This is a genomic window from Acinetobacter sp. YH12076 (genome assembly GCF_013419525.1).
Classification (GTDB): Bacteria; Pseudomonadota; Gammaproteobacteria; order Pseudomonadales; family Moraxellaceae; genus Acinetobacter; species Acinetobacter amyesii.
Genome location: NZ_VOZY01000002.1, coordinates 103,207 through 116,529, shown reverse-complemented (window position 1 = coordinate 116,529; position 13,323 = coordinate 103,207). Strand labels below are relative to the sequence as shown.

Sequence of the window (13,323 nt, the reverse complement as noted above, 5' to 3'; positions counted from 1 at the left end):
GTCAGATTAGATCAATAAAGTTCGGATATCTTTGAGCAGCTTCGTCAGTTTATTGGCAAAACGTGCAGCGTCCGCTCCATTAATCACACGGTGATCGTATGACAATGACAGCGGCAGCATCAAACGTGGATCAAAGCTTTCACCATTCCATACTGGCTGCATGGTTGCAGGTGAAATACCCAAAATCGCCACCTGTGGCCAGTTGACCAACGGTGTAAATGCCGTGCCACCAATTGAACCCAAACTGGTAATGGTAAAATTCGCACCTTGTAGATCTTTTGGCGATAGTTTTTTGTCACGTGCTTTTTGACTCAGCTCACCCAACTCAATTGCAATCTGCTTAATCGATTTTTGATCTGGATTACGCAGTACAGGCACGGTCAAACCATCAGGCGTGGCAACGGCAATCCCCATATGGATTTCATTACGTAACAATACTGACTTGCCATCATCAGACAAATGACCTGCAAATTCACGCTCTTCTTTCAACAAATAAGCCACTGCTTTGATGATGAAAGCCATAATGGTTAAGCCAATACCTTCTTTCTTAAAGTTAGCTTTTAAATCATTACGCCAAGCTTCAAGATCAGTAATATCCGCTGCATCGAACTGCGTCACTTGCGGGATAAAGTTGTTTAAAGACAATTGCGGAATCGACACTTGTTGTAAACGTGTCAAAACTTTCTCTTCGACACCACCAAAAGCATCAAAACTTGGCAACTTCGGCAAACCTGAAACCTGTGCCACAGCTTGCGCTGCTGGTGCAGCTTGCGGAGTGGTCAAACGGGTTTTTACATAAGCGAATAAATCTTCTTTCATTAAACGCTCATGCGGGCCAGATGCTTTTACTTCTGCCAAAACCACACCCAATTCACGTGCAAGCTTACGAACGGCCGGACCTGCATACACTTTGGCATTGGCAGCATTTTGCTCTTTGGTGAGCTTATCTGCGCCTTGTGGTTGCGGTGCTGCTGCTTCAACTTTGCTTTCAGCTTTAGGTGCAACTGTCGCAGGCTGTGCTACAGCTGGTGCAGGTTTCGCTGCTGGCGCGGGTGCTGCAACAGCTTGACCTTCAGCTTCAATCGTCACTAAAGCGACGCCTTCAGAGACACTTTGCCCTAACTGAACATGAATCGCGGTGATTTTACCAGCAGTAGAGCTTGGCACTTCTACCGTTGCTTTGTCTGATTCCACCACGATGATGCTTTGGTCTTTTTCAACCACATCACCCACAGCGACTAAAATTTCAGCCACCGCTGCTTTATCAACACCTAAGTCAGGCACTGCAATTTCTACAGGTCCAGACGCTGTAGCCGTAGACGGCGCTGGTGTTGCTTCTGCAACAACAGGTGCAGCAACAGGCTGTGCAGTTTCTTGCACAGCAGCCGATTCAACCGCAGCAGATGAAGTCGCCGTTTTCACCGTTAAAATCACTACACCTTCTTTCACTACATCGCCAGCACTGATCGTGATCGATTCAACACGGCCTGATACAGTACTTGGGACTTCGACTGTCGCTTTGTCTGATTCCACCACGATAATACTTTGATCAACATCAATCTCATCACCAACAGAGACCAAAATCTCACTTACCGTAGCTTTTTCTACGCCAATATCAGGGACTTGCACATCGACACTTTGCGACTGAGGAGCATTGGCTGCAACAGGTGCTGCTGCAGCTTGTTCTGCTTCCACAACCGGAGTTGGTTCTGCTGCTTGGTCTTCAGTTGCATTTTGTACTGGCTCAGCGGTAGCAGTACTTTGACCTTCTGCTTCCAACTCGATCAGCACAGCACCTTCAGCAACACTGTCACCTAGATTAACTGCAATGCTTTTCACCACGCCTGCCGAAGTGCTTGGCACTTCAACAGAGGCTTTGTCAGACTCTAACAACACAATGCTGTCATCAACGCTAATGGTGTCGCCGACTTTCACTAAAATCTCAGCGACCGTTGCTTTATCTACACCAATATCAGGAGTCGTAATTCGCATGATTAGTTCTCCTCTTTGTAGTCAGCCACAGCATGCAGTTCCGGCGTTTCCTGCGGAGCCCATGCCACTGGACGGTCAGTATCTAGTTCAAAGCTTGAGATGGCATCTTTGACTAAACGCGCATCAACTTCGCCTTCATCCGCGAGTTTTTTCAATGTTGCTACCACAATATGTGCGGCATCAACACCAAAATAGCTACGTAAGTTGCCACGTGTATCTGAACGACCATAACCATCTGTGCCTAATGCAACGAACGGACGATTGTCTGGAAGATAAGCACGGATTTGTTCGCTATAAGCACGCATGTGATCGGTTGCCGATACCACAATACCGTCTTTTTCACGAAGTAATTGAGAGATCCAAGCTTCTTTCGTATCTTCAGCCAATGGATGTAGGCGGTTGTATTCTTCACACGCCATACCATCACGAGCTAATTCGTTAAAGCTAGTGACGCTCCACACATTTGAATGAATTTGATATTCATCACGAAGTATTTTCGCTGCTTTAATCACTTCACGCAGAATCACACCTGAACCCATCAACTGAACCGTTGCTTTCTCATCTTCTTCGAAGAGATACATACCACGTTTAATGCCTTCTTCAGCACCTTCAGGAATAGCAGGGTGTTCGTAGTTTTCATTCATTACTGTTAAGTAATAGAACACGCGCTCTTGGTTCACGTACATGCGTTTTAAACCATCATGTACGATTACTGCCAACTCATAACCAAAACATGGGTCATAAGAAATACAGTTTGGAATCGTATTTGCCAAGATATGTGAATGACCATCTTGGTGCTGTAAACCTTCACCGTTCAGTGTTGTACGACCCGCAGTTGCACCGAGCAAGAAACCTTGCGCCTGCGCATCACCTGCCGCCCATGCAATATCGCCAATACGCTGGAAACCGAACATCGAGTAGTACATATACATCGGAATCATTGGCAAGTTATTGGTTGAATAACTTGTTCCTAACGCAGCCCAAGCACTCATCGCACCCGCTTCGTTAATCCCTTCTTGTAGCATGTGACCATCTTTGGCTTCACGGTAATGCATCAACTGTTCTTGGTCTTCAGGGGTATATTTTTGACCATGCGCAGCATAGATCCCCAACTGACGGAACATACCTTCCAAACCGAAAGTACGCGCTTCATCTGGCACGATTGGTACGACACGATCTTTAATGGCTTTTTCTTTCAATAATGATGAAATCAAACGTACCATCAACATGGTCGTCGATTGCTCTTTACCGCCACTGCCTTTGAGTACCGCATCAAACACAGACAATTCAGGAATCGCCAGCTGCTCGCTTTCTTTACGACGTGCAGGTAAATAACCACCCAATGCCTCACGACGTGCTTTCATGTATTTAATTTCAGGTGAATTTTCACTTGGACGGTAGAATGGCACTTCTTCAAGCTGTTCATCGGTAAATGGCAAGTTGAAACGGTTACGCACGTATTTCAACGACTCAAGCTGCATTTTCTTGATTTGATGCGTCTTATTGACTGCTTCAATCTCTTCCGACAAACCATAACCTTTGACTGTTTTTGCCAAGATAACTGTTGGCTGACCCGTTTCCTTCATCGCTTCGGCATAAGCCGCATACACTTTGAATGGGTCATGACCACCACGGTTCAGGTTATCAATATCTTCATCGCTTAAGTTGCGCACCAACTCTTCAGCTTCAGGATACTTACCAAAGAAATGTGCACGCGTATACGCACCGCCTTTCACTTGATAGCGTTGGAAGTCACCATCGACCGCTTCTTCCATCACCGCTTTTAAGGCACCTGAATCATCTTTTGCTAGTAGTGGATCCCAATGACGACCCCATACCACCTTAATCACACGCCAGCCTGCACCACGGAACAATGATTCAAGTTCTTGAATAATTTTACCATTACCACGAACTGGGCCATCTAGACGCTGTAAGTTACAGTTCACAACCCAAATCAGATTGTCGAGCTTTTCACGACCTGCAAGTGAAATGGCACCTGTACTTTCAGGTTCATCCATTTCACCATCACCGAGGTAAGCCCAAACTTTACGGTTTTCTTCTTTGATCAGGCCACGATTCATCAAGTACTTTTGGATGTGTGCTTGATAGATCGACATGATTGGACCTAGACCCATCGATACGGTTGGGAATTGCCAATAATCTGGCATCAAATATGGATGTGGGTATGAAGGCAAACCTTTACCGCCGACTTCACGACGGAAATTATTTAAGTGTTCTTCAGTCAAACGACCTTCTAAGAACGAACGTGCATAGATACCCGGCGCACAGTGACCTTGATAATAGATCATGTCACCGCCAAAGCTGTCGCTATTGGCACGGAAGAAGTGGTTAAAGCCCACGTCATATAAAGTTGCAGATGATGCAAAACTTGCCAAGTGACCACCTAAGTCATCACCTGTTTTATTGGCACGCAGTACCATCGCTAAGGCATTCCAGCGGATCAACGCACGAATACGGCGCTCCATATCCGAATCACCTGGCATAGGTGGCTGTTCTTCAACTGAAATGGTATTTAAGTAAGGAGTATTTAGTCGCTGAATGGGAACGTGCTTAGCAATCGCTTGTTGATAGAGTTTTTCAAGCAAAAATGCAGCGCGGTCAGTTCCCATGTGCTGTAAAACTGAATCAAATGCGTCCTGCCATTCTTGGGTTTCTTGCGCATCTGTATCGCCATAAAACGCCATACTTCACCTATCCTATGTGCTAAATATATGGCTCTATTAGTACCATATTTTGGCTAGGCTCAGTTATCGCCACAAATGAATACGAAATAGCTCTGTTATTTATTTACTAAATACTCATTGATTAACAATTACACAAATTTACATTTTTGGGTCAATTTTCGCCATTTTTCATACAGACAATATTTTTTAAAATGATAATTTTATAGTTATTAGCGATAAATAAAAAAGCCATTGTCTGTAGAGGTTCAGACAATGGCTTCGTATATAGATGTTATATGTGCTTATGGTAACATCGCTAAATACGTTGATGGATTTTTACGTTGACCATCTTTCACTACTTCGTAATGTAAATGTGGGCCAGTACAACGACCAGTACAACCAACGTTAGCAATATGCTCACCCGCAGCAACACGGTCGCCTACACGTGCAATTAAGCGTGATGCATGTGCATAACGTGTCAGGTAACCATTACCATGGTTAATTTCAACATATTGACCATAACCTGTGCCCCAACCTGACTTTGTTACAATGCCTGGACCCGTTGCATAAATAGGTGTGCCACTAGCCGCAGAAAGATCTAAACCTGAATGATTTTCTGCACGGCCACCCATGGTACGACCACCATAGTTTGAACTTACACGCTTCATGTCTGGAAGTGGGTGGGCAATTAACCATGAATATGGATTATTTGAACTTGCTGAATAGTTTTTAGAGGAATTGCTTGAACCGTATTTTTTTGCGATTGTCGCATTGTTGAGCTCAATTGATTTTTCACGAATTTTAACATTCAACTTAGTTTCTGCTGGAATATCAATATCATTGCTTTCAGAGTAAGCACCTTGAGACAAAGTGCGAGTTAACTGTTCAATACGATCTGATGATGAATCTGCTTGATTTAATTCAACTAAATCTGCAAAAGCGACTGAAGCGGCCGAAGCAGCCAATGAAAACGCCAATAAAATACGTCGTAAATGCATAAAAAACCTCTATAAACTGTTCTCTTTTGTTCCTTGTGTGATTTCGTCCTTGATATCAGCCAAAAGGAGCGCATAAGATTAAGACATAAACATGTAGGAAATATGTATGTCAGAACCTGTCAACGTCTTTCAACCAACAAGAAAACACATAAAAACAGGAAACTTTTCGTTTCTCTCAACGCAAGTTGCTGTATGGCAGAAGCTTACGAAAATTGTCCAACCGCTATTACCCCAACCGGATCAATGGCAAGTCGTTTGTTATATAAACGGTGTACTTATATTAACTGGTGAAAATCAGGCACTGATAAGTCAGTTGGCCTATTTACAAAAGCAATATATTGCACAGTTATCACAAATATACGAATTCAAGGATTTACACAAGATTCAAGTTCGTCTGAGAACTCCGTCTCCAACGCCCCATTCCCCTGAAAAAATTTCAAGAACCCTCAGTACAGAAACTCAGGATTTACTCCGTAATGCTGCTGACTTTGTGAGCGACCCTAAGCTTAGCCAAGCAATGCTGCGTTTGGCAAGCAATAAAAAGTAACCACCGAGTTGTAACAGATAAATTTGAATATTCAGAATGTGACAGACTTAACACTTATAAATGATACAATATAACATCACTATTATAAGACAATGACTTATGTCACATTCACATAACTAATTGGGCAATCTTTAATGTCATCAAATGTTACAATTTCATAGCTGTCTGGATCACTTTTGACATTGCGTAATAACTGATTATTTAATGCATGACCTGACTTATAGGCATCATATTTCGCAATAATTTGATGACCGAGCAAATATAAATCACCCACAGCATCTAATATTTTGTGACGAACGAACTCATCCGAAAAGCGTAAGCCTTCTTCATTGACCACACCATTGTCATCTACACCAATGGCATTTTCGAGACTCGCCCCTAAAGCCAAATTATTAGCTTTTAGGTAGTCCAAATCTTTCATAAAGCCAAAAGTCCGCGCTTCACTAACTTCATAGACAAATGTTTCGGTTGAAAAGTCGATGGTTGCCGACTGAAATTCTTTCTTAAATGCAGGATGGTCAAAATCAATCGTAAAATTTAATTGGAAACCGTCATGGGGTTGGAAGGCAGCACGTTTATCATCGATCAGTGCTTCGACAGGTTTGCGTATTTTTATGAATTTTTTAGGTGCATTTTGTTCTTGTAGTTCACCTTGCATAAGCAAATAAATGAACGGGCCGGCACTCCCATCCATAATGGGCACTTCAGACGCCGACACTTCCACGATCAGGTTATCAATCCCTAAACCAGCAATCGCACTCATAATGTGCTCAATTGTGCCCACCTTGGCATTTTCTTGCACCAAGTTAGAACACATGAATGCTTCTTGAATCAGCATAGCATCGGCTGGAATATCAATCGGTGGATTTAAGTCGATACGACGAAACACAATCCCCCCATCGGCATGATGTGGCACAAAGTTTATCATCACTTTTTGCCCACTATGCAGTCCGATGCCACTCGCTTTCACGATGCGTTTCAGGGTACGTTGTTTCAACATGTGTCTTCTATCATCAGTTCACAAAACCGCTATACGTTAGCATATTTAGCCATTGATAAAAAACAAAAAGGTAGCTGATCAGCTACCTTTTGTAATCAACAGACATTTAAGTCATTGAATTTATGTTATTTACGCTGCTGATTTTTCAAATAGTCTTGAATACTCATTGGCGTAGGGCGTGAATTGGATGCTGCTGCAGCTGGAGCTGCTGCTTCATTGTGCTGACGTTGAATCGCTGGCACATCATCTTCATCTACAGGTACTTGTGCAGAAGCGACTGTACGCGTTGCTTGTGCGACAGGGCGTTTCACTGGCTCAGCAGAATCGGCAGAATTACGAGTTAAACCCGTTGCGATCACCGTTACACTAATTTCATCACGTGCATCTGGATCAAATACCGTACCGTAGAATACTTGACCTTCATCAAGATCCACAATTTGGTTCACCACATCAGTGATTTCTTCAATTTCACCGAAGGTTACGTCATCGCCACCTGTAACGTTAATCAAAATGCCTTTTGCATTCATGATGGTCACGTTATCTAACAATGGGCTACGGATCGCTTGTTCAGCAGCTTGACGCGCACGGTTTTCACCACGACCAGAACCTGCACCCATCATTGCATAACCACGTGTACTCATGGCAGTTTTCAAATCGGCGAAGTCAAGGTTGATATGACCCGGACGCACGACAAGATCAAAGATACTACGCACCGCATTTAACAATACATCGTCTGCCTTTTTATAGGCATCTTTCATTGAAATATCGCGGAATACTTTAAGTAGACGTTGGTTCGGAATAATAATCAGAGAATCAACATGTTGCTCAAGTGCTTCAATACCTTTCTCAGCAGACTGCTGACGACGTTTACCTTCAAAGTTAAACGGAGTCGTCACCACACCTACAGTTAAGATACCCATTTCTTTGGCAATTTCAGCAACAACTGGCGCAGCACCTGTACCTGTACCACCACCCATACCTGCAGTCACAAACACCATGTCCGTACCTTCAAGGTGTTGGCGAATCAACTCACGGCTTTCTTCAGCAGCAGTTTGACCCACTTGTGGATTTGCACCTGCACCCAAACCACGAGTACTTTGCTCGCCGAGTTGGATTTTAAATTGTGCATTCATGCGGTCGAGTGCTTGTTTGTCTGTATTGGCACAAACAAATTTTACACCTTCAATATCTGATTCCAACATATGTTGCACAGCGTTACCGCCAGCACCACCTACACCGAATACTGTGAAACGGGCTTGACCGTTGCTGTCGCTTTGATCATCTTCTAAAAATTCAAATGAGGCCATGCCTAAAAAATTCCTAATCCATAATTGGCAGACACTTCAGCCCGTATACTGCCTTGATCTTAATAAAAATTGTTTTTTAGAATGCTGTCCAAGTTCCAGCTTGTCAAGTACAAGCAATAATCCGTACAACTTCCCAACAATATTCCCAAATATTTCAACTTAAAAGATCGACTTCAAGGTGTCATTGAAGCCCGACCATGCACGTTTTACCCGATTCAATACTGAAAGTTTTTCCGTATCTTCTGGCTCAACGATCGTATCTTGTGTTTCACTTTGACTGAAAATTAACAGACCTGCGGCAGTCGCGTATTGTGAACGACGTAAAGCGGCTTGCTGTTGATCATCAGCATACACTTGCATAGGTGGGTTACCTAAATGTGCAGAAACACCTAACATCCGACGCGCAAATGTCACCATCCCTTCAATTTGGCAGGCATCACCTGTGAGTACAACACCATGGTATAACCCATGAATCGCACCATGATCGACCAACTCATTACGCACTTGATTAAAGATTTCTTCATAGCGCGCAATAATGATTTCGGTCAGTTCAATACGGCTAATGGTTTGTGGACCATCAATACCTTGGAACTGAATCATACTTTCAGGTTTAACCACTTTCAGATCAACACAACCATACAACAGCTTAATGCGTTCAGCTTCTTCTGTTGTGGTTTGCAATACAGCAGCAATATCACGTGTTACATGCTCACCGCCACGTTGCAAGGTGTGTGTCATCGCCAAGCGACCATCTAAATACACCGCAATGTTGGTCGTACCAGCACCAATATCAACCAAGCACACACCATATTCTTTTTCATCTTTAAGCAAACTGGCTTCAGCTGTTGCTAATGATGAAATGACCATGCGTTCAACACCAATATTGGCACCTTTTAATGCGCGATCCAAATTCTGCATGGTGCTGATGGGCAACATCATCAAATGATAATGTCCTGTCATACTCCGTGCTGACATGCGAATCGGGTTTAACACCCATTCAGGTTCATCATCTAGTTCAAAACCTAAAGGTACAGCACTCACCAAATAATGGTCAGATGTTAAATGACTGGCTTTGGCCAGTTCTAAAGCACGCACCACTTCATTGGTGGTAATCGCATGGTCATTATTTTCAATTGGAGTACGACCAGAGGCATAAAAACTTTTTAGTTCAGCACTGGGAATGGAAATCCACGCAGAATGTACACGACATTCCGCCATATCTTCCGCTTCCTGCACTGCATTTTTAATTGCGGTAACAACTTTATCGAGACTGACAATTTTCCCTTTATTCATGCCGCGGTTACGAGCGGTCGCCATCCCTACCACTTGGATATTGTCTGGCGCGTGTACCTTACCAATCAAAACTGAAACTTTGTGTGTCCCAATGTCAATCGCAACAACCGAGGGAACAGCTTCATTCATTATTTACTACTACCATTCACATGTTTGTTTAATTTATGGCTTAAAGCCTCTACTTATAAAGCCGATCATTATGGCTTTACAGGCGCTGCATTCGCAATGCCTATGTCATCACTGGTTACAACAAACTGACCATTTACCGACTTTGCTGGCACAGAGTTTTTCCATTGAATCGCTAAACCATTTCGGTAGCGCAAATCGATGGCAGAAATTCGTGGCCAAACAGGTTTTAAGTCACTATGTGCGAGATAACTTAAACGCTGCAACTTACTCATGGTCTGATCTTGATCGACAATCACGCGTAAGCCTGAATCAAACTGCATAAACCAAGTCATTCGTTCGGTTAAATATAATTCTTTTAAACGAATGCCAACAGGCATAAATAATTGATTAATTTCATTATAGCGACGCATCATCATTTTGGACTGACTCGTCGGCCCATGCAATAACGGCAAATTCTGATGATTGGTCGGGGTTAATTCGGCAAATACATCACCACTGTCGCTTAACAGTCGCCCAGTTCCCCAACGTGCAATCGCTTGACGCGGCATCACCCGTACACGAATTGCATTTGGCCAAGCACGCGATACCACCACGCGATCGACCCAAGAGATTTCTAAAGTACGGTCACGAATGACACGTAAATCAGAGGTAAAATAGTTTTCAGTCATCATCGGTGAAACGTATGATATGACTTGTTGTTTTTCTTGGGCGCTCCGCACACCCACCACATCAAGTTCAGCCACACGTGCATCCGTCATGACTTTATATAGCCCCCAAATTCCGGCAATCAAGACCACACATGCAATAAACAACAACAGCCATCCACCCACATTGGTAAGCTTTTCCTTACGTGTCGGTGGTTTGTCATGTATCGATGTCGTTGCTGCACGTTTACGGCGCATTGACGCAGGAAGTTGAGCCATAATTTAGTGTGCCGCACCTGTTAGGGTTTGTTCCAAAATTGCGACACAAAGATCATCAAAACTATAACCTACGGCATTGGCTGCTTTTGGTACTAGAGAATGACTGGTCATACCCGGAACGGTATTTACCTCAAGTAACCAAAAGTTTCCTTCTGCATCTTGCATCGCGTCAATACGACCCCAACCACTCGCACCTACCGCTTGGAAAGCGCGTAAAGATAAAGCTTGTAAACGCTTTTCTTCATCTTCAGTCAAGCCACATGGAATACCATATTGCACATCGTTACGGTTATATTTCGCTTCGTAATCGTAAAAAGCCACATCTGCAGGCGGTTCTAAACGAATCACCGGTAAAGCCTGACCATTTAAAATCACAATGGTAAATTCACGTCCGGTAATCCATTTTTCTGCCATCACGACTGCATCATGCTGGGTCGCTTTTGCAATTGCGGTTGCAAAGTCTTCAATTTTTTCAACTTTGCTCATACCAATGCTCGAACCTTCATGCACGGGCTTGATGATAAATGGCAAACCAATTGAATCTACAATTTCTTGTAAATCTGAATCTTTACTGACAATACGATATGGTGCTGTCGGTAGTTCTGAACCTTGCCAAACTTGTTTAGTTTTGACTTTATCCATACCAATCGCCGAGCCTTGAACGCCCGTTCCAGTGTACGGAATGTTTAACCATTCCAAAGTACCCTGAATTTGACCATCTTCACCACCACGGCCATGAAGTACGATAAATGCACGGTCATAAGCCACCAACTCAGTCACACTGCGTTGCTGCGGATCGAATGCTTCGGCATTTACACCCGAACGCACCAATGCTTCAAGTACAGCTTTACCACTATCGAGAGAAACCTCACGTTCGGCAGATTTCCCACCTAATAACACGGCAACTTTGCCGAATTTTGAAGCATTTGACACGTTTATATCCTTAAACTTTTATCTACGGTCTAAACAAACTTTGGATCACCAAGCGATGATCATTTTACATAGAGATTGTTTTGAGCAAGTTCGATTGAGATTGCTCCAACATTACCTGCGCCCTGTGTTAATAACAAGTCATTTGCTTGTAACACTTTTTTCATTACTGCTTGTAAGTTGCCTTCTACTGGATCGATGAGAATCGGCTCAACTTCACCACGTAGACGAATGCTTCGAGCCAATGCACGACTATCCGCACCCACAATTGGTTTTTCACCCGCAGGATAAACTTCTAATAACAACAGTTGATCGACTTGTGACAAGACATCGACGAAGTCATCAAAACAGTCACGCGTACGGCTAAAACGGTGCGGTTGGAACATCATCACCAAACGACGATCTGGATGACTTGCACGTGCCGCTTTAATGGTCGCTTCGACTTCTTTTGGATGGTGACCATAATCATCGACCAATTTCACCAAGCCATCTTCAACTTCAAATTCGCCTTGTACTTGGAAACGACGACCTACACCACTGAAGCTTTCTAAGGCACGCGCAATCGCAGCATCAGAAACACCTTCATCCGTTGCAATACCAATCGCTGCCAAGGCATTTAAGATGTTATGAAGACCCGGCAAGTTAATGGTTAAACGTAACGGCTCACGGTCTTTACGCAAAACGGTAAAGTGTGATTGCATGCCTTCTTGAGCCACATCAACAGCACGAATGTCGTTGTCTTCATTGAAACCATAAGTCACGACAGGACGACCAATACGCGGCATAATTTCACGGATGTTGGCATCATCACCACACATCACGGCTAAACCGTAAAATGGAAGACGCTGTAAGAATTGTACGAAGGTATCTTTCAATACATCGAAACTACCGCCATAAGTATCCATATGGTCAGCATCGATATTGGTGACAATCGTTGCCATCGGCTGTAAATGCAGGAAAGATGCATCTGATTCATCCGCTTCGGCCACGATATAACGACTTGCACCCAATGCAGCATTCACACCAGTACGATTTAACAAACCACCAATGACATAAGTTGGGTCCAGATTTTCTTCTGCCAACATGCATGTCACAAGACTGGTTGTCGTGGTTTTACCATGCGTCCCCGCAACGGCAATACCATGACGGTAACGCATTAATTCACCCAACATTTCTGCACGACGCACGACAGGTGTACGGGTTTCAATCGCCGCTTTCACTTCCGGGTTTTCAGAATCAATGGCTGTTGATACCACGATTACATTGGCACCTTGAATATTTTCAGCAGCATGACCGATGAAAACTTGAATGCCATTTTCTTCAAGCTGAGCCGTGGTTTTCGACGCTTTAATATCTGAACCTGAAACTTTATAGCCTTGGTTTTTCAATACTTCTGCAATACCGCACATGCCCGCACCACCAATCCCAATAAAATGGATGTGTTTAATACGGCGCATTTCTGGCACTTTAATGAGTTTTTTCGCTTGATCGGCAGGCGTTGATGGAGACATAGATTACTC

General features: G+C 43.6%; 10 protein-coding genes. 1 reads left to right on the top strand and 9 read right to left on the bottom strand.

Translation table 11 applies throughout. The features are described from left to right. Positions 1–6: 6 nt before the first annotated feature. The 3 genes from FTU22_RS02065 to FTU22_RS02055 form a co-directional block, all read right to left on the bottom strand. A complete protein-coding gene (locus FTU22_RS02065) occupies positions 7–1,992 on the bottom strand; it encodes a 2-oxo acid dehydrogenase subunit E2 (protein ID WP_180092724.1) in 1,986 nt (661 codons plus the stop codon). A gap of 2 nt (positions 1,993–1,994) precedes the next feature. Further along, positions 1,995–4,697 carry a pyruvate dehydrogenase (acetyl-transferring), homodimeric type gene (gene aceE, locus FTU22_RS02060; protein WP_180024620.1) on the bottom strand — a complete coding sequence of 901 codons (2,703 nt, stop codon included), beginning with the start codon at positions 4,695–4,697 and terminating at the stop codon, positions 1,995–1,997. Between the two features lie 281 nt (positions 4,698–4,978). Further along, the gene (locus FTU22_RS02055; protein WP_078193213.1) at positions 4,979–5,674 is read right to left on the bottom strand and encodes a M23 family metallopeptidase; all 696 of its coding nucleotides are present in this window, start codon (positions 5,672–5,674) and stop codon (positions 4,979–4,981) included. Positions 5,675–5,780: 106 nt separating this feature from the next. On the opposite strand from FTU22_RS02055, the gene FTU22_RS02050 reads away from it, so the two are divergent. Then, positions 5,781–6,221, top strand: coding sequence for a DciA family protein (locus tag FTU22_RS02050; protein ID WP_180092722.1), 441 nt, complete (start codon positions 5,781–5,783; stop codon positions 6,219–6,221). Between the two features lie 97 nt (positions 6,222–6,318). Here FTU22_RS02050 and lpxC read toward each other — a convergent pair whose 3' ends face one another. From lpxC to murC, 6 genes are all read right to left on the bottom strand, one after another. Continuing rightward, complete coding sequence (gene lpxC / locus FTU22_RS02045; RefSeq protein ID WP_078193215.1) at positions 6,319–7,221, bottom strand: UDP-3-O-acyl-N-acetylglucosamine deacetylase; 903 nt, start codon at positions 7,219–7,221, stop codon at positions 6,319–6,321. Between the two features lie 125 nt (positions 7,222–7,346). Further along, on the bottom strand, positions 7,347–8,528 hold the full coding sequence (gene ftsZ / locus FTU22_RS02040) for a cell division protein FtsZ (protein ID WP_180092720.1): 1,182 nt from the start codon (positions 8,526–8,528) through the stop codon (positions 7,347–7,349). 159 nt (positions 8,529–8,687) lie between these two features. Next, positions 8,688–9,950: a cell division protein FtsA gene (ftsA, locus tag FTU22_RS02035; protein ID WP_111884462.1), complete on the bottom strand. Its 1,263-nt coding sequence runs from the start codon at positions 9,948–9,950 to the stop codon at positions 8,688–8,690. Between the two features lie 68 nt (positions 9,951–10,018). Then, positions 10,019–10,873 (bottom strand): cell division protein FtsQ/DivIB, encoded by an 855-nt coding sequence (locus tag FTU22_RS02030; RefSeq protein WP_180092718.1) that lies wholly within the window; start codon positions 10,871–10,873, stop codon positions 10,019–10,021. A 3-nt stretch (positions 10,874–10,876) separates the two neighbouring features. Next, positions 10,877–11,806: a D-alanine--D-alanine ligase gene (locus tag FTU22_RS02025; protein ID WP_078193219.1), complete on the bottom strand. Its 930-nt coding sequence runs from the start codon at positions 11,804–11,806 to the stop codon at positions 10,877–10,879. Between the two features lie 59 nt (positions 11,807–11,865). Beyond that, a complete protein-coding gene (gene murC / locus FTU22_RS02020; protein ID WP_078190576.1) occupies positions 11,866–13,314 on the bottom strand; it encodes a UDP-N-acetylmuramate--L-alanine ligase in 1,449 nt (482 codons plus the stop codon). Positions 13,315–13,323: the final 9 nt, after the last annotated feature.

Excerpts from the sequence above, each read along its gene's own strand:
- lpxC (WP_078193215.1), bottom strand. The coding sequence starts at position 7,221 with ATGTTGAAACAACGTACCCTGAAACGCATCGTGAAAGCGAGTGGCATC.
- ftsZ (WP_180092720.1), bottom strand. The coding sequence starts at position 8,528 with ATGGCCTCATTTGAATTTTTAGAAGATGATCAAAGCGACAGCAACGGT.
- murC (WP_078190576.1), bottom strand. The coding sequence starts at position 13,314 with ATGTCTCCATCAACGCCTGCCGATCAAGCGAAAAAACTCATTAAAGTG.
- FTU22_RS02055 (WP_078193213.1), bottom strand. The coding sequence starts at position 5,674 with ATGCATTTACGACGTATTTTATTGGCGTTTTCATTGGCTGCTTCGGCC.
- FTU22_RS02050 (WP_180092722.1), top strand. The coding sequence starts at position 5,781 with ATGTCAGAACCTGTCAACGTCTTTCAACCAACAAGAAAACACATAAAA.
- FTU22_RS02065 (WP_180092724.1), bottom strand. The coding sequence starts at position 1,992 with ATGCGAATTACGACTCCTGATATTGGTGTAGATAAAGCAACGGTCGCT.
- aceE (WP_180024620.1), bottom strand. The coding sequence starts at position 4,697 with ATGGCGTTTTATGGCGATACAGATGCGCAAGAAACCCAAGAATGGCAG.
- ftsA (WP_111884462.1), bottom strand. The coding sequence starts at position 9,950 with ATGAATGAAGCTGTTCCCTCGGTTGTTGCGATTGACATTGGGACACAC.
- FTU22_RS02030 (WP_180092718.1), bottom strand. The coding sequence starts at position 10,873 with ATGGCTCAACTTCCTGCGTCAATGCGCCGTAAACGTGCAGCAACGACA.